This is a genomic window from Pseudomonas sp. MIACH (genome assembly GCF_001269925.1).
Lineage (GTDB): Bacteria > Pseudomonadota > Gammaproteobacteria > Pseudomonadales > Pseudomonadaceae > Aquipseudomonas.
The window spans coordinates 1-16738 of record NZ_LHVO01000037.1; the positions used below are offsets into that span (position 1 = coordinate 1).

A 16738-nucleotide genomic window follows, 5' to 3' on the forward strand; every position below is an offset into this window, starting at 1 on the left:
TCCCACATTTGGATCTGCATATATCAGGTAGATCTCGGTCTGCTTTTGCTCTGGCTTTTGCAGTCTTCGAGCCGACCGGAGTTGTCACTGGTGTACTCGGTTAAGTGTGGGAGGGGGCTTGCTCCCGATGAGGGAGTGTCAGTTGATGCATCTGTGGCTGAACTACTGCCATCGGGAGCAAGCCCCCTCCCACATTTGGAACTGCATATATCAGGTAGATCTCGGTCTGCTTTTGCTCTGGCTTTTGCAGTCTTCGAGCCGACCGGAGTTGTCACTGGTGTACTCGGCTAAGTGTGGGGGCTTGCTCCCGATGAGGGAGTGTCAGTTGATGCATCTGTGGCTAACCCACTGCCATCGGGAGCAAGCCCCCTCCCACATTTGGAAATGCATATATCAGGTAGATCTCGGTCTGCTTTTGCTCTGGCTTTTGCAGTCTTCGAGCCGACCGGAGTTGTCACTGGTGTACTCGGTTAAATGTGGGAGGGGGCTTGCTCCCGATGAGGGAGTGTCAGTTGATACATCTGTGGCTGAACTACTGCAATCGGGAGCAAGCCCCCTCCCACATTTGGAACTGCATATATCAGGTAGATCTCGGTCTGCTTTTGCTCTGGCTTTTTCGGCCTTGGAGCCAACTGGAGTTGGGCTGGTGTACTCGGTAAAAAATGTGGGAGGGGGCTTGCTCCCGATGAGGGAGTGTCAGTTGATGCATCTGTGGCTGACCCACTGCCATCGGGAGCAAGCCCCCTCCCACAGTTCTAACCGCATTTCAAGTCAGGCCATGTAGGGCACGGCAATCAGCAGGATTGCCGTGCCATGGCAGGCCGTCGCAGCCAACACGCCATGACGCATGCGCACCAGTGCGCAGGCCAGCCCTTCGATCAGGGTAAACAGCAACACCGGCCAGCCCAGTTGGGTCACGCTCAAGGCCAGGAAGGCATGGCAGGCAGCAAACGCCACGCCACTGATCAGCGCCGCTCGCAGCGGTGTCACCTGCTGTTCAAGGTAGCCCTGCAAAAACCCGCGAAACAACACTTCCTCCAGCGCATTGGCGCCATACGCCAACACCACCATACCCGGCAGCCACACCCAGTAGCCGGGGATCGCGTGCGGCTCTATCCCTTGATAGAGCCGCAACGGCACACCGATCAGGCAACCGACCGCAAGCCCCACCGGCAGGCCCAGGGCGCGGTTGCCCCGGGTCCACAGCACCAGGCGCCACAACTCCGGCGCCACCTGGGATAACCCTACGACCAGCAGCACCGACAGGCCACCCAGCGCTGCCAATACAAAGGCATTCGCGGTAAAGGCGATTTGCACCTCGTCACTGAGCGCCCACATGCCCAAGGGCGTCATCGCATCGCGCATCAGCACGAACGCCGCGAGCAGAATCAGGATGCGTATGGCCGGCAGCGACTTGGGCGTCAGCGCGAACCACAGGCCAAACAGCAACAAACCCGGCGCCAGGTGCAGGCCATAGTTGAGCAGTACCACCATGCCTTGGCTGATCATCAGTCGTGCGCGACCGCGATCATGTCGATCTCCACCGCCGCCGACTTCGGCAACTGCATCACCCCCACTGACGTGCGCGTATGCACCCCGGCACTGCCGAGGATTTCGTGCAACAGGTCCGAGGCGCCGTTGGCCACTTCACTCTGCTGATCGAAGTCCTCGGCGCTGCGCACATACACGGTGATCCGCAGGATGGCCTTGATCCGGTCCAGGGAGCCGAGCGCTTGCTTGAGCAGGCCCAGGCAGCGCAATGCACTGATGCCAGCGGCGATTTGTGCCTGGGCCAGGGTCAAGGTGTCACCGACTTTACCCGGCAGCATGATCGTGTCGCCTACGCGAGGAATCTGCCCGCTGATGTACAGGTGGTTGCCGTCGCGCACCAGCGGCGTGTAGTTGCCGCCGACTTTGAATTCATCCAATTGATAGCCGAGGCGTTGTTGCACGGCTTGGTATTTTTCATCCGGTGTCATGCTCGGGAGTCCTCGTTGCGACGCTGCCACTCATCCACCACGTCGCCGATCGTCTTGGGTGTTGCGTTGCGAATCCAGGCCATAAAAGGCCGGTCGAACTTGAACCCCGGCCCACAGTGTTCAAGCATGAAACGGCGGACATTCTGGGTGTTTTTATAGTGTGGGGTCACGGGAGTGGCGCGGGTGATGGGGTCGCTGTGCCAGTCAAAATCCATTTTGTCTTTCCTGGGATCTGTGGGTGAGGCAATAGCATAGCGATGTGCTACTTACACAGGAAATCAGCGTTAAGCCAAGCCATGTGTTGAGACATCGTACAAGAAGCTCGAATATTTATGACGCCTTGAAATCCAATCCTTTCAAGATTTTTCAAATTTCACTTTCCTTCCCCAGGAAAAATACGGCATGGTTGTACGATGACTCAATGAGTCACGTCCGCCCCCAACAACAATAAGGAAACACCCATGCAAAACGTCAAAGTGCTGATCGGTTTTCTGTGCCTGTTCAGCGGGTATGTGGCCGCCGCCCCTGCCGCCGACAAAGACGTCGCCCAAGCGGTCGACCACCTGACCCAGGCGATGCTGCATAAAGACCTCAAGCAGCTCCAGAGCCTGACCGCCGAGAACCTCACCTACGGCCACTCCAGCGGCAAGATCCAGAACAAGCAGGAGTTCATCGCCGATATCGAGACCGGCCGCAGCGGCTTCAAGACCCTGGAAATGCAGAAACAGACCATCACCCTGAGTGGCGATACCGCGCTGGTACGCAACCACTTCTCCGCCCTGGCGGTGAACAGTGGCAAAGAAGTGCCGACCGAAATCGAGAACTTCCAGATCTGGCAAAAACAGAAAGGCCACTGGCTGCTGATCGGTCGTCAGGCGTTCAAATTCTGATGGCTGCGGTGAGCCGCCCGGCTCACCACGTCACCACCTTGCGCACCGTCAACAACGCTTCACGCAGCGCCGGCATGTCTACCGAGCCCAAGGCCAGGCGCAGCGCGTGGGGCACATGCGTGGAGACCGCAAACGGTTCGGCGGTGGACACCGAGATGCCCTCGCGCTGCAACAGCATGGCGACCTGATCGGCGCGTACATCCTCTGCCAAAGGCAACCACAAGAAATACGAAGACGGATGGCTGATGTACGCCAGCCCCTTCAACACCTGCGCCGCCAAGGCCTGTCGGGCCCGCGCATCCTGGCGTTTCTGCGCTTCAAGTTGCGCCACCGTGCCGTCTTCGATCCAGGCGACCGCAATCGCACTCATCACCCCCGGCACGTTCCAGGTGGTGGCCATGATGCTGCGCTCCAGCGCTTGCACCCAGGCTGGAGGGGCTGCGATAAAGCCCACACGCAAACCGGTCGCGACACTTTTGGACAGCCCGCCTACGTAGACCGTGCGCTCCGGTGCCAATGTCGCCAGGGGCGGCGGCGCAGCGTCGGCAAGGAACGCGTAGGCGGCGTCCTCGATGATCATCACGTTGTGCTGACGGGCGATCGCCACCAACTGCTCCCGCTGCGCCAGGCTCAGCACCCAGCCCAACGGATTATGCAGGGTCGGCATGCTGTACACGGCACGCACCGGGCGCTTGCGACACAGGCTGTGCAGGTAGTCCAGGTCCGGACCATCGGCCGTGACCGGGAGGGCGACCATCTCCAGGTGCAGCGTCTCCGCCAGCACTTTGAACCCCGAATAGGTCAGCGCGTCCACGGCGATTACATCCCCAGGCTTGAGCAACGCCATCATCGTCACCGCCAGGCCGTGCTGGGCGCCGCTGACCACCAACACCTGTTCGGCCGCGACCGTCAGCCCTCGGTTCAACAGATGCCGCGCAACGGCGGCTCGCTCATGCAGGCGACCGGCGTGGGGCTGGTAACGCAGCAGCGCGTCCAGGTCGCCGGACAGCGCTAATTGGCGCAAGGCCGTGCGCAGCAAGTCCGCCTGACTGGGCAATGAGGGGTAGTTGAAATTCAAATCCAGCATGCCCGCCGCCACGCTCATCTGCCCGCTGCCCTGCCCCGGCGGCAGCGAGATCTCGCGCACGAAGGTGCCTCGGCCGATCTCGCCACTGACCAGGCCCATGGCCTCCAGCTCGGTGTATACCCGGCTGGCGGTGACCAACGCCAGGCCATGCTCGGCGGCCAACTGGCGGTGGGTCGGCAGCCTTGTACCGGGTGGCATGCTGCCTGAGCGAATGGCCTCGGCGAAGCGATCGACCAACGACTTGTAACGAGCGCGGGGCATAAGCGATGTATCCATGACAATTTTTTGATTGTCTTTATCTTCAGCCCTAGGCTGCGCCCTACGCAACTCATCCTTTTAGGGCGCCGCTCATGGAACTTACGTCCCCACTCCGCTCCCTGGACACCCGCACCCAGGGCTGGATCAATGGCTTTATCGGCGTGGTGATCTTCAGCGGTTCACTCCCGGCCACGCGCCTGGCGGTGATGGAATTCGACCCGGTGTTCCTGACCATGATCCGCGCCGCCATCGCCGGCCTGCTGGGGCTGGCCTTGCTGTGGCTATTCAAGGAAAAACGCCCCGCGCGCCATCAATGGACGCCCCTGACCATCGTCGCCCTCGGCGTGGTGATCGGCTTCCCCCTGCTCACTGCGCTGGCGCTGCAATACGTGACCTCCGCACACTCCATCGTCTTCATCGGCCTGCTGCCGCTGGCGACCGCCGTGTTTGCTGTGCTGCGCGGCGGCGAGCGCCCGCGCCCGGTGTTCTGGCTGTTCTCGATCCTCGGCAGTCTACTGGTGATGGGTTACGCCTTTGCCCAAGGCTTGAGCGCCGCACCTGCAGGTGACGTGCTGATGCTGTTGGCGGTGCTGGTGTGCGGCCTGGGGTATGCCGAAGGCGCCAAACTGTCGCGCAGCCTGGGCGGCTGGCAGGTGATCTGCTGGGCGCTGGTGGTGGCGTTGCCGGTGGTGGTGCCGCTGAGCCTGGCGCTGGCACCGTCAAGCGTCAGCGGCATCAGCCTGCCGGCCTGGCTGAGCCTGGGCTATGTGTCGCTGTTCAGCATGTTGATCGGTTTTGTGTTCTGGTATCGCGGCCTGGCCCAGGGCGGCATTGCTGCCGTCGGCCAATTGCAACTGCTGCAACCGTTCTTCGGCCTGGCGCTGGCAGCGGGCTTGCTGCATGAACAGGTCAGCCTGGGCATGCTGCTGGTGACGGTTGCGGTGATCGGCTGCGTGGCCGGGGCCAAGCGCTTCGCGCGCTAACGCTGCGGCGCGACCATCTTGAACTTGATGTTGATGTCGTTGGACACCACGCTGTTGCCGGCCCACTCACCTTCGCCGATCTTGAAGTCGCCGCGCTTGAGGATGAACTCACCGTCGAACACGCCGATACCATCCAGCTCCTTGAGCACTACGTTGACCGCCACCGGGCGCGTGGTGCCCTTGATCGTCAGGTTGCCGCTGATGTTGAAGCGGTTATCCCCCAGGGCCTTTACAGCGGTGGACTCATACACGCCCACCGGATAGGTCGCGGTATCGAACCACGAGGCCCGTTGCAGCTCGTCGTTGGCATCGGGGCTGCCGGCATCGATACTCGCCAGCTGGATCTTGAGCAAGGCATGTCCGCTTTCGGGCTTTTGCGTGTCAAAGCTCAGCGTGCCTTCGAAGTCGCCGAAGGTGCCATACACCCGCTGCCCCAACTGCTTATAGGTAAAACTGATCTGGCTGGCGGTGCGGTTGACATCCGTGTACTGCGCCGCCTGGGCGCAGCCGATAACGCCCAGGACCAGGGCCAACGTGAGAATTCGACGCTTCATGCCACGCTCCGCAAAAAAATGGATGTATTCCCATCAGGTGCCTGTACTGCTAAACAGACTCGTCACTCACAACAATAAGGACGTTGCATGCCTACCCCTTTTCTACAGGACATCACCGCGCCGGAAGGCATCTGCTATGGCTGCGGCGGCAGTAACCCCCATGGTTTGCATATCAAGAGCCGCTGGGATGCCGATGGTGTCCATCTCATCGCCGAACATCACCCCGAGGCAAAATACAGCGGCTGGCCCGACCTGGTCTACGGCGGCCTGATCGCCATGCTGGTGGACTGCCATTCCAACTGGACCGCCATGGCCTACCACTACCGTGCCGAACAGCGCGAACCCGGCAGCCTGCCGCGCATCGACTGCGTCACCGGCAACCTGGGCATCAAATTTATCAAGCCCACGCCCATGGGCGTGCCGCTCACCCTGCGGGCTCGGGTCGAGGGCGAAGTGGGGCGCAAAAGCCGCGTGGTCTGCAAGGTGTACGCCGGCGAGGTGCTCACGGCGATCGGCGATTCGCTGTTCGTGCGCGTCGACACCCGCGAACTGGCTGCGGCCGCCCATGGCCGTGAAGGCTGATCCTGGTCTACATTGACTGGCACCGCTAATCGAGGACCGAACCGATGACTCGTCTCACCGCGAAAGACTTTGCCCCCGAACTGCTGGAACTCTACGACGGCTATGCCCACGGCAAGATCAACCGCCGCGAATTTCTCGACCGCGCCGCGCTGTTCACCTTTGGCGGCCTCACCGCCTCGGCCCTGCTTGCGGCCCTGAGCCCCAACTATGCCCTGGCCGAACAGGTGAAATTCACCGACCCGGACATCGTCGCCGACTACATCACCTATCCCTCGCCCAAGGGCAACGGCACGGTGCGTGGCTACCTGGTGCGTCCGGCCAAGGCCGCCGGCAAGTTGCCGGCTGTGGTGGTGGTCCACGAAAACCGAGGTCTCAACCCCTACATCGAAGACGTCGCCCGACGCCTGGCCAAAGCCGGGTTTATCGCCCTCGCGCCGGACGGCCTGACCTCAGTGGGCGGCTATCCCGGCAACGATGAAAAAGGCGTGGAACTGCAACAGAAAGTCGACCCGACCAAGCTGATGAACGACTTCTTCGCCGCCATCGAATGGCTGATGCACCACGACAGCAGCACCGGCAAGGTCGGCATCACCGGCTTCTGCTATGGCGGCGGCGTGACCAATGCGGCGGCGGTGGCTTATCCGGAACTGGGCGCGGCGGTGTCGTTCTACGGGCGCCAGCCGGAAGCCAAGGACGTGCCGCGCATCAAGGCGCCGATCATGCTGCATTTTGGCGAGCTGGATACGCGGATCAACGAGGGTTGGCCGGCGTATGAAAAAGCCCTGAAGGCCGCCGGCACGACCTATGAAGCGTATATCTACAAGGGCGCCAACCATGGCTTCCACAATGATTCGACGCCGCGCTATGACGAGGCAGCGGCGAATCTGGCGTGGGAAAGGACACTCGGCTGGTTCCACAAATACCTGGCCTGATCGCAATCCAAATGTGGGAGGGGGCTGCCCCCTCCCTCATTGGAAAATCATCACATTCCAGATCAGTGTTCCAAGGCATACCGGCGGCAGTGGTTGAGGTAGCCCTGCTCATGACTACCCACCAACTGCACCACGCTGGTCCATAACCAGGACGGTGCATCCAGCTGTCTGGAGCGGTTTTCCTGCAGCACCGCCATCCACTCCTTGCGTGTCGCGCGGTCCATCTGCCGGGCATGGGCGATACCGACCACGCGCGCCAGGTAGCCGGCGGCGTGCATGGCATCGAGTTCGCTCAGTTCGTCCAGTTCCAGCTTCATGTCCTGGGGCAGCAGTTCGCGGATGAAGAAACCATGGTCCAAAAACCGCGTCGCTACCATGCGTTCACCCAGGCCCGGCGACAGTTGGCGGGCGCCCTCCACCACCCGGCGGCCGTTATCCCGGGGCATCTTCGCCCGTGCCGCACGCGGTGCAGCGGCGCCGACGGCTTCCTTGATGTCGATCAGGCAGTATTCCTGATCGTCTTTGTCGCCCACCCCCAGCAAGACGGCGTAGCGCAACAGACCGAGGGAACTGCAGCCCTTGACCCAGTAAGCCGAGTCCAGCAGTTCGACCTTGGCGTCCTTGGGGCGGCCTTTGAGTGAGGAGACCAACTGATGGATTTCATCCGACGCACAGACCGTTTCCAGCGCAGCTTTTTCCGCTCGCGACAGCGACCAGAAATGCTTGCCCAGCGGGATGGTCGGCCGCACGTTGTCGATGCGTTCACGGGCCAGGCTTTTCCAGGTGCGCTCGACAGCGCTGCGCATTCCTGCCTTGACCTGGGACGGGCGCGGCGGCGCCTCGTCGGGCTTGTCCTTGAACGCCTGTTCGTAGCCCACCATCATTTCTTCGAGCATGCGCGCGGTGGTCACGCCCGGCAGGTCTGAACCGCGCGCGGCGGTGGCCAGGGACAGGGCCAGGCGCACCAGGTCATGGGCCGGGTTGCCGATCACGGTCTGGTCAAGGTCGCGGATATGCATATCGATACGGCCCTTGTTGTCGCCAGTCGGGCCCAGGTTGCCGGCGTGGCAGTCGCCGCAAATCCAGATCGCCGGACCTTGCGGCAGACGCCTGCCCATCTGGCTGTGCAGCCACTCGTAGAATTGCACGGTGCTGCCGCGCACATACGCGTGGGCGGAGCGTGCCATCTTCAAATTGCGCAGTTGGGTGAGGTGTGGCATGCGAGCGGAGGGGCGCGGTATTTTCATGGAATAACTCAGTGCAGGTGTAGCGGTAGAACGCCGGCCCCGAGCAAATGTTTCATTATGTTTCAGAAATAAACTCAGACACGCCCACTCTCCTCCAGCAACCACGCCTTGAAGGCCTGCATGGCCGAGGTCTCGGTCCGCGACTGCAGGCGCGTCAGCCAGTAGCTGCCGGTGCTGATGCCGATGTCGAAGGGCTGGCGAATCACATCACTCTCCAGTTGCCGCGAGAACATCATCGCCGGCGCCAGCGCCACGCCGCTGCCTTGCAGCGCAGCCTCCATCATCGCCAGCGACGAGTCGAACACGATGCTGCGCGGTACCAGAGTGTCGGCGGGCAGCCCGGCGGCCTGAAGCCACAGGCTCCACTCATCCACGCGGTAGGAGCGCAATAGCGTGTGTTTCAGCAGGTCGGCCGGCGTGTGCAACTGCTCGGCGAGTGACGGCACGCACAGTACCGTGAGCGGCGCTTCAAGCAATTCAATGGCTTCGGTGCCGTGCCAGGCGCCGGCACCGAAGCGGATCGCGTAATCCAGGCCCTCGGCGGCAACATCCACGCGGTTGTTGTGGGTGGACAGGCGCAAGTCGATAAACGGGTAGCGGCCCTGAAACTCCGCGAGGCGCGGCAGCAGCCAGCCCACCGCGAAGGTGCCCACTGCGCCGACGGTCAGCACCTCGCGGTAATGCCCGCCCTCGAACTGGCCTAAGGTATGGGCAATGCGGTCGAACGAATCACGCACCACCGGCAGCAAGGTTTCGCCTTCGCGGGTGAGCATCAGGCCGCGCGGCAGGCGCTTGAACAAAGTGACATTGAGTTGGGCTTCCAGGCTTTTGACTTGATGGCTGACCGCTGCCTGGGTCACGCACAACTCGATGGCCGCGCGGGTGAAGCTCAAATGCCGGGCCGAGGCCTCGAAGGCGCGCAGGGCATTGAGGGGCAAATGGGAACGGAGCATGCTGACCCCAGATTTTCTAATGGCTGGTGCGAGATATCATCGTTTGTTCGGGGCCGGCAAACTGCCTACATTTGCCTCGCCCGCGCAGGCTCTTCATTCAATCGATCATTCTCATGGAAGCGTTATCATGCCCCAACATTTATTGTCTGGCGTGCGTAATTTCACCGCCCTCTCAGTGTTTATCGCCGCCGGCAACTGCCTGGCCGCCACCGACCTGCAGGCGGTGGTGGATGCCAACGTCAAACCGCTGATGCAGCAGCAGTCGATTAACGGCCTGGTGGTCGGTGTGGTACGGGACGGCAAGGCGCAATACTTTAACTACGGCGTCGCGGCCACCGACACCCGACAGCCGGTCAGCGAAAACACCTTGTTCGAAATCGGTTCGGTGAGCAAAACCTTCACCGCCACCCTGGCCGGTTACGCGGTAGCCAACGGCAAACTCACGCTTTCCGACCCGGCCAGCCACTACCTGCCGGCACTGGGCGGCGGCAAGTTCGATCACATCAGCGTGCTCAACCTCGGCACCTACACCGCAGGCGGCTTGCCGATGCAGTTCCCCGCTCAGGCGGATAACAGCCAGCGCATGATCAGCTACTTCCAGCACTGGCAACCCGACTTCGCCCCTGGCACCCGGCGCCTGTATTCCAACCCGAGCCTGGGGTTGTTCGGGTACCTGGCGGCGCAGAGCCTGAAGCAGCCGTTCGATCGCTTGATGGAGAAAACCCTGCTGCCCCAACTCGGGCTCAAGCACACCTACGTCAAGGTGCCGCAGAGCCAGATGAGCCTGTACGCCCAGGGCTATGGCAAGGACGGCAAACCCGTGCGCGTCAGCCCTGGCGCCCTGGACAGCGAAGCCTACGGCATCAAGACCAGCGCTGCAGATCTGCTCAAGTACGTCGAGGTGAACATGTACCCGGCGAAGCTGGATAAAACCTTGCAGCAGGCAATCAGCCTCACTCACACCGGTTACTACCGCGTGGACGGCATGACCCAGGGCCTGGGCTGGGAAATGTACCCCTACCCCATCCAACTCGATGCGCTGGTTGCCGGCAACTCCACGCCAATGGCGATGGAGCCGCACACGGTCAACTGGCTGACCCCGCCCGAGGCGCCTCACGCCGACACGCTGGTGAACAAGACCGGCTCCACCAATGGGTTTGGTGCCTACGTGGCCTATGTGCCGAGCAAGGGATTGGGCGTGGTGATATTGGCAAACAAGAACTACCCGAATGCCGAACGGGTAAAACTGGCCCATGGGATCTTGAGCGCGATTGACCAATAAGCCCGCTCAACACAACAGCCCTATGGGCCGGGCGTTCATCGTTGAGCCCATACCTATGCCCCGATGGCGGCAGATCAGCTATCGATAAGCTGGCTGACCCACCGCTATCGGGGGCACGCCCCTCCCACATCTGATCTCTACAGTATTCAAACGAATTACTCGGCATACGCCCACGTCATGCGAAACGATGCCCCGCCCCACTCCGAATCCATCACTTGCACCTGCCCGCCGTGCCACTGCGACACCCGCTGCACCAGCGCCAGGCCCAGGCCAAAGCCACCGGTACGGCGATCACGGCTGGCATCCAGGCGTGTGAAGGGCTGGAAGATCTTGGCCCGGCCCTCTTCGGGTACGCCGGGGCCGTCGTCACACACGCGCACCTCATAACCTTCGCCGAACTTGATCAGCGACACCTCGACCCGGCGTTCGGCATAACGGATGGCATTGCGCAGCAGGTTGATCACTGCGCGGGCCATGAAGCGCGGTTCGATCTGGATAAAGTCGACCTCGCAGGTGCGCAGCGACAGCTGTATACCGGCCGCCTCTGCCTCCAGCGCGACGCTGCCGATCACGCTGTCGAGCCAGCTGTGGGCCTCAATGCGCTCGCGGGTGACCTGGGTGGCGCCGCGCTCCAGGCTGGCGTAGGTGAGCAGTTCGGAGACCATCTCTTCCAGTTCGCCCAGGTCGGCGTACATATCGGCGATCAACTCGCGGCTCTGGCGCGGGTCGGCCTGTTGCTTGAGCTGGTCGAGTTCGAATGACAGACGCGCAATCGGCGTGCGCAGTTCATGGGACACGGCGTTGGTCAGTTCGCGCTGGTTGGCGATCAGGCTTTCGATGCGCTCGGCCATCTGGTTGAAGTGCCCGGCCAGTTCACGCACGGTGGAGCGGCGTGGCAACAGGATGCGCGAGCCGAGGTCGTTGTCGCCGAAGCGTTGCGCGGCCAGGCGGATATGCTCCAGGTCGCGCCAGTGCGGGCGCACCCAGAAATACAGGACGATGGCCAGGCACAGCCCGAGAAAACTATAGGCCCACAGGTACAACCACTTGGGCTCCTCCGGCAGCTTGATTTCCAGCAGTTGCGGGCCGCCATCGATGGCCGTGAGAAACTCCATGAAGTCGCCGCGCACCACCAGCAAGCCCTGGTCCAGGAGCTTTCGTTCGCGCTCGGTGAGGGCCTGGGTGTCCTTCTGCACCAGCTTCAGGCGCAGCCCGTAATGAGGCTGCAATTCGTCCAGCCGGGCCTGACGCGCCTCCCCCTGCAGGGGCCGCAACTGCTCTACCAGTCCATATGCCGGGCCACGCACGGCTTCGCGGTTATAGGTTTCATTGGCTTCGGGCATCAGCTCATCAAACGTGTAGTTGACCGCCCAGATAGCCGCCGCCAGGCCGATCGCCAGAATCACATACAGGCGCAGAAACAGGCGCAGCATCTAGACCTCCCACGCAAACGGATTGAACAGATAGCCCTTGCCCCAGATGGTCTTGATGCACACCGGCTCACGGGGGTTGTCATTGAGCTTGCCGCGCAGCTTGCTGATGTATACGTCGACGCTGCGGTTAAGGCCGTCGAAGGCGATGCCGCGCATGCGGTTGAGGATATCGTCGCGGGAAAGAATCTTGCCCGCGCTGCTGGCCAGCAACCACAGCAGTTCGAACTCCATGGTGGTGAGGTCGATCTGCTCGTCTCCCAGGCTGACCACCCGGCAACTGCGGTCAATCGCCAAGCGGCCGAACGCGAGGGCACCGCGCACCGTTGGCTCCGGCGCCTGGCGACGTTGCAGGGCGCGCAGGCGGGCCAGCAGTACCGGCGGTTTGATCGGCTTGATCACATAGTCATCGGCACCCGACTCCAGGCCGAGGATGTGGTCGAGGTCGTCTTCCTTGGCGGTGAGGATCACAATCGGCGTGTCGGACACCGTGCGGATCCCGCGGCACACATGCAGGCCGCTTTGGCCCGGCAGCATCAGGTCAAGCACGACGATCTTGGGTTTGAAGTCGAGGAACGCCGCCAGGGCTTCGTCGCCGCGGTGCACCACGCGCACCTCAAAACCATGCTGTGACAGAAAATGCGCGATCAGCCCTGCCAGCTTTTCGTCGTCCTCAACGAGCAGGACCTTGCCCAGACCCAGGTTTTCCATAAGTTCTCAGTGTGCAGACGCGGATTGAAGAGCGGGCATTATAGGTGGCAAGCTGGGCAACTAAAGCAACTGGCCAGCGGGCGCCGACGAAGCTTCATGCTTTTAAGAGTTTTTAACAAATAGCCTGCACTCTTTAACGCCATTCACAGGGAGTTGTATGCGCAAGGATTACCTGGCGTTCTTCGTTTCACTGTTCCTGTCGCGGCTGGCGGATCAGATTCTGTTGTTTATCGTGCCACTGATCGTGTTCCAGACCACCCACAGCGTGTCCTGGGCGGGGCTGGCCTTCTTTGTCGAGTCACTGCCGCGCTATCTCGCGTTTCCGGTGTGCGGGGCGTTGTGCGACAAGTATTCGCCGGTGCGCATCCTGCATATCAGCCAGGTTTACCGGGCGTTGGCCTGTGTGGTGGCGGTGGCATTGTATGGGGTGTTCGACGGCATCTACTGGCTGGTGCTGCTGTCGGCGTTGTGCGGGGTGCTGACGACCCAGGGCATCATGGCCCGCGAAGTGTTGATGCCGCATGTCTTCCCGCAGTACAGCTATGCCAAGACCCTCTCCTACTCGCAGATCGCCGACCAGAGCGGCCTGGTGCTGGGGCCGCTGGTGGCCGCGCTGATGCTGGGGGTGTGGGCCTGGCATTGGGTGGTGCTGGGGATTGCCGGGCTGTTTGTGCTGGCGGACCTGGCGATGCTGGCCTGGCAGCGCAAAACCACGGCAAGCCTGGAAACCCATCAGCAGCACCGGGATATCTGGCTGCAACCGCTGCGCATCGCATTCGGGCATATCCGCAACCTGGCGGACCTGAAGCGGATCATTACCCTGGCGGTCGGTGTGAACCTGATCATCGGCGTGACGCTGGCCACGTCCGCGGCCATGGTCACCGGCCTCTACGCTGCCGACAAGGACACCTATGCCCTGCTGCAGGCGGCCGGCGCGGGGGTGACCATCGCGATTCTGTTTTACCTGGCGCGCGCCACGTTGCCCTTGAAAGTGCTGGGCGGGCTGTCTTACTCGATGATCGGCGCCGGGGCGTTGGTCATGGCGGTCAGTCCCAGCCTGTGGGCGTACACCTTGGGATTCCTGCTGGTCACCGGCTTCGACAAGATGTTCAACGTTTACCTGCGCAGTACCCGTCAGCGGGTCATTCCGGTGCAGGACTTCGGCAAGACCGTAGGCGTGATCACCTTGCTCAACAACCTGGCCCAGCCGCTGGCGGGCCTGGTGATTGCAGTGCTGGCGGCGCCCTTGGGCACGCAGACGGTGATCCTGCTACTGACCGGGGTCAGCGCCTTGATCGGCGTGGCCGTGGCCTCAGGCTGGCACGCCACTGTGAAAGCGGAACTCGATGTCGGGTGATTCGATCAGCTCCTGCTCGGCCGCCCTCACCCGCTTGATCACCTGGGCAATGTCCTTGGCGTCGCCGTACTGGTAGGCCAGTTTCAGGTAACCCTGAAAGTGCCGCGCCTCGCTTTTCAGCAAGCCGAAGTAGAACTTGCCGAGTTCTTCGTCCAAATGCGGCACAAGTGCTTCGAAACGCTCGCAACTGCGCGCTTCGATAAAGGCGCCGACCACCAAGGTATCCACCAGCTTGACCGGCTCGTGGCTGCGCACCACCTTGCGCAAACCCGAGGCATAACGCCCGGCGTGCAGTTGGCGCAGTTCAACCTTGCGCTTTTTCATCAGGCGCATGACCTGCTCGTGGTGCACCAGTTCTTCCCGGGCCAGGCGCGACATCATATTGATCAGGTCAACGTGGCCGTGGTACTTGGCGATCAGGCTCAGGGCGGTGCTGGCCGCTTTGAATTCGCAGTTCTTGTGGTCGATCAGCAGGGTGTCCTGATCGGCCAATGCGGCCTGCACCCAGGCGTCGGGGGTGGGGCAACCGAGGAATTCGTGGATTTCGGGCAGGTTCATCGGGCTCACGGGCAAAGGCTCAGAAAAGGCCGCCGATTATACCGACCGCGCCGCAGACCACCAGCCACCGGCCTTGATGTGCATCAACATGACGTCTGGCGGGCAGCAACTATAGTTGTTCCACGCCCACCTTTTTGGAGATCCGATCATGCAAGCCATTCGCAGCATCCTGGTGGTCATCGAGCCCGAGCATTCGGAAAGCCTGGCCCTCAAGCGCGCCAAGCTGATCGCCGGGGTTACCGACGCGCATCTGCACTTGCTGGTCTGCGACAAGAAACATGAGCACTCGGCGCTGTTGAGCCTGCTCAAGTCCGGCTTGCAGGAGGACGGTTACAGCGTCAGCACCGAGCAAGCGTGGAATGAAAGCCTGCATGAAACCATTATCGACGTGCAGCAGGCCGAAGGTTGCGGGCTGGTGATCAAGCAGCACTTTCCCGACAGCCCGCTGAAAAAAGCGCTGCTGACGCCGGCGGATTGGAAGCTGTTGCGCTACTGCCCGACGGCGGTGTTGCTGGTCAAGACGTCCACCCCTTGGGCGGAGAGAGTGATTCTGGCGGCGATTGATGTGGGCAATACCGATGCCGAGCACCGCTCGCTGCATAATTCGATCATCGATCACGGCTTTGATATCGCCAGCCTGGCGAAGGCGCAGTTGCATGTGATCAGCGCCCACCCGTCGCCGATGTTGTCGGCGGCGGATCCGACGTTTCAACTCAAGGAAACCATCGAAGCGCGCTATCGCGAGCAGTGCAAGGCGTTCCAGGCGGAATTCGACGTGGATGACGCGCACCTGCATATCGAGGAAGGCCCGGCGGATGTGCTGATTCCTTTTGCGGCGCATAAATGGCAGGCGGCCGTGACCATCATCGGCACCGTTGCACGCACCGGCATTTCCGGGGCGCTGATCGGCAATACGGCGGAGGTGATACTGGATGCGCTGGAAAGTGATGTGCTGGTACTCAAGCCGCAGACCTTGATGGATCACCTGCAAGAACTGGCGACCAAGGCCTGACACCGATTCTTCAAACAATGAAGATCAACCTGCGGGAGGGGGCAAGTCGAATCGTCGCACCGCCCCTCCCGAATTTGGATGTGTGTTGTCAGTCAGCCAGCGCGTCTTTAAGGAACCCCGGGGCGATATAGCGCTGGTAATGCGCCTCGGACAGGATAAAGAACTCACGGTCGATGGCGTCGCGCAGTTCCGGCAAGGCCCAGTCGCGAAACTCCGGCAACAGCACCATGCCGTACGCTTCCAGGTTATTGATCACCCGCGCTCCGCGGGCAATCAACTGGTACGCCCAGCAGTACTCGGACTGGTGCGGCACGAAGCGGATCTTGCGCTGCTCCAACTGACCGCGCAGGGTCTTGGGATCGAAAACCTCCAGCTTGCCGGCCATCACTTGCACCAAAAGCTGCTCCAACCGCAGCCATACCGCGCGTTTTTCTTCTTCGTTATAGCCGTTCCACTGGATAACTTCGTGGTGAAACCGCTTGCAGCCACGGCACACGAGATCGCCGTAAACCGTGGAGCACAGGCCTACGCAGGGGGTCTTGATGGTTTGGTTGGACATGGGCGACAACACGCAAATCAGCGAAACAGTGCGCCATGTTAGCCCTTTGTCTAAGGTTGATCACCCAGCAAACTTGGTGAGGCAACTTACCTTTAGAAATTTTTTGCCGTAGAATCACCCGGCCTTGTAAGGCGCCAACAATCCGCTGGAAGCTGTTTTCAAAGCGTCACGAGCACAGTCGTTCCTTCAGAACGGTGTTGGCGCAGGTTCGACCCGGTAGGTCAGGACCCGCGCCAACCCTCATCAGCTCCGTTCTGCAGGCGTAAAACTTTGAAAGCAGCTTCTGTGAGGAATGCCGGCAGCGCTGGCTTTGCGGCCCAAAAAGCCCCCGAGCGCATGCGTGCCGTTCATTTCTGGATGAGCG

Annotated in this window: 18 protein-coding genes; 7 read left to right on the forward strand and 11 right to left on the reverse strand. The window is 61.5% G+C overall.

Annotated features, from left to right (window positions below):
• Window positions 1-771 precede the first annotated feature (771 nt).
• Genes AD670_RS15375 through AD670_RS15385 form a run of 3 tightly spaced genes read right to left on the reverse strand, consistent with a single transcriptional unit; the run spans window position 772 to window position 2194 of the window.
• Entirely contained in the window at window positions 772-1509 is a 738-nt protein-coding gene (locus AD670_RS15375; RefSeq protein ID WP_053133833.1) for a CPBP family intramembrane glutamic endopeptidase, read from the reverse strand.
• Window positions 1509-1979, reverse strand: coding sequence for a RidA family protein (locus AD670_RS15380; protein WP_053133835.1), 471 nt, complete (start codon window positions 1977-1979; stop codon window positions 1509-1511). The genes AD670_RS15375 and AD670_RS15380 overlap by 1 nt, the downstream gene beginning before the upstream one ends.
• A complete protein-coding gene (locus AD670_RS15385; protein WP_053133838.1) occupies window positions 1976-2194 on the reverse strand; it encodes a DUF6434 domain-containing protein in 219 nt (72 codons plus the stop codon). The genes AD670_RS15380 and AD670_RS15385 overlap by 4 nt, the downstream gene beginning before the upstream one ends.
• A gap of 246 nt (window positions 2195-2440) precedes the next feature.
• Here AD670_RS15385 and AD670_RS15390 point away from each other — a divergent pair, with 246 nt between their 5' ends.
• Complete coding sequence (locus tag AD670_RS15390) at window positions 2441-2869, forward strand: nuclear transport factor 2 family protein (RefSeq protein WP_024075865.1); 429 nt, start codon at window positions 2441-2443, stop codon at window positions 2867-2869.
• Window positions 2870-2891: 22 nt separating this feature from the next.
• On the opposite strand, the gene AD670_RS15395 is transcribed toward AD670_RS15390, so the two are convergent.
• The gene (locus AD670_RS15395) at window positions 2892-4217 is read right to left on the reverse strand and encodes a PLP-dependent aminotransferase family protein (protein WP_053133841.1); all 1326 of its coding nucleotides are present in this window, start codon (window positions 4215-4217) and stop codon (window positions 2892-2894) included.
• Between the two features lie 89 nt (window positions 4218-4306).
• Here AD670_RS15395 and AD670_RS15400 point away from each other — a divergent pair, with 89 nt between their 5' ends.
• Window positions 4307-5197, forward strand: a complete 891-nt coding sequence (locus tag AD670_RS15400) for a DMT family transporter (RefSeq protein ID WP_053133844.1) — start codon at window positions 4307-4309, stop codon at window positions 5195-5197.
• Here the strand turns inward: AD670_RS15400 and AD670_RS15405 are convergent.
• The gene (locus AD670_RS15405) at window positions 5194-5751 is read right to left on the reverse strand and encodes a YceI family protein (protein WP_053133847.1); all 558 of its coding nucleotides are present in this window, start codon (window positions 5749-5751) and stop codon (window positions 5194-5196) included. The two genes, AD670_RS15400 and AD670_RS15405, sit on opposite strands and share 4 nt — an antisense overlap.
• Before the next feature lie 87 nt (window positions 5752-5838).
• Here AD670_RS15405 and AD670_RS15410 point away from each other — a divergent pair, with 87 nt between their 5' ends.
• Together AD670_RS15410 and yghX are read left to right on the forward strand one after the other, a co-directional pair.
• Complete coding sequence (locus AD670_RS15410) at window positions 5839-6333, forward strand: PaaI family thioesterase (protein WP_053133850.1); 495 nt, start codon at window positions 5839-5841, stop codon at window positions 6331-6333.
• Between the two features lie 44 nt (window positions 6334-6377).
• Window positions 6378-7265: a YghX family hydrolase gene (gene yghX, locus AD670_RS15415; RefSeq protein WP_053133852.1), complete on the forward strand. Its 888-nt coding sequence runs from the start codon at window positions 6378-6380 to the stop codon at window positions 7263-7265.
• Between the two features lie 62 nt (window positions 7266-7327).
• On the opposite strand, the gene AD670_RS15420 is transcribed toward yghX, so the two are convergent.
• Together AD670_RS15420 and AD670_RS15425 are read right to left on the reverse strand one after the other, a co-directional pair.
• A complete protein-coding gene (locus AD670_RS15420) occupies window positions 7328-8512 on the reverse strand; it encodes a DUF2252 family protein (protein ID WP_053133855.1) in 1185 nt (394 codons plus the stop codon).
• A 74-nt stretch (window positions 8513-8586) separates the two neighbouring features.
• Entirely contained in the window at window positions 8587-9465 is an 879-nt protein-coding gene (locus AD670_RS15425) for a LysR family transcriptional regulator (protein ID WP_053133858.1), read from the reverse strand.
• A 127-nt stretch (window positions 9466-9592) separates the two neighbouring features.
• Here AD670_RS15425 and ampC point away from each other — a divergent pair, with 127 nt between their 5' ends.
• Window positions 9593-10747: a class C beta-lactamase gene (gene ampC / locus AD670_RS15430; protein WP_053133861.1), complete on the forward strand. Its 1155-nt coding sequence runs from the start codon at window positions 9593-9595 to the stop codon at window positions 10745-10747.
• A gap of 155 nt (window positions 10748-10902) precedes the next feature.
• Here the strand turns inward: ampC and AD670_RS15435 are convergent, their stop codons facing one another.
• Together AD670_RS15435 and AD670_RS15440 are read right to left on the reverse strand one after the other, a co-directional pair.
• Entirely contained in the window at window positions 10903-12180 is a 1278-nt protein-coding gene (locus tag AD670_RS15435) for a HAMP domain-containing histidine kinase (protein ID WP_053133864.1), read from the reverse strand.
• Window positions 12181-12888 carry a winged helix-turn-helix domain-containing protein gene (locus tag AD670_RS15440; RefSeq protein WP_053133867.1) on the reverse strand — a complete coding sequence of 236 codons (708 nt, stop codon included), beginning with the start codon at window positions 12886-12888 and terminating at the stop codon, window positions 12181-12183.
• A 157-nt stretch (window positions 12889-13045) separates the two neighbouring features.
• Here AD670_RS15440 and AD670_RS15445 point away from each other — a divergent pair, with 157 nt between their 5' ends.
• The gene (locus AD670_RS15445) at window positions 13046-14245 is read left to right on the forward strand and encodes an MFS transporter (protein WP_053133870.1); all 1200 of its coding nucleotides are present in this window, start codon (window positions 13046-13048) and stop codon (window positions 14243-14245) included.
• On the opposite strand, the gene AD670_RS15450 is transcribed toward AD670_RS15445, so the two are convergent.
• On the reverse strand, window positions 14201-14803 hold the full coding sequence (locus tag AD670_RS15450; protein ID WP_053133873.1) for a tRNA-(ms[2]io[6]A)-hydroxylase: 603 nt from the start codon (window positions 14801-14803) through the stop codon (window positions 14201-14203). The two genes, AD670_RS15445 and AD670_RS15450, sit on opposite strands and share 45 nt — an antisense overlap.
• Before the next feature lie 148 nt (window positions 14804-14951).
• Between AD670_RS15450 and AD670_RS15455 the strand changes: the two genes are divergently transcribed.
• On the forward strand, window positions 14952-15815 hold the full coding sequence (locus tag AD670_RS15455) for a universal stress protein (protein ID WP_053133878.1): 864 nt from the start codon (window positions 14952-14954) through the stop codon (window positions 15813-15815).
• Window positions 15816-15903: 88 nt separating this feature from the next.
• On the opposite strand, the gene AD670_RS15460 is transcribed toward AD670_RS15455, so the two are convergent.
• Complete coding sequence (locus AD670_RS15460) at window positions 15904-16374, reverse strand: DUF1289 domain-containing protein (protein ID WP_053133881.1); 471 nt, start codon at window positions 16372-16374, stop codon at window positions 15904-15906.
• Window positions 16375-16738 lie beyond the last annotated feature (364 nt).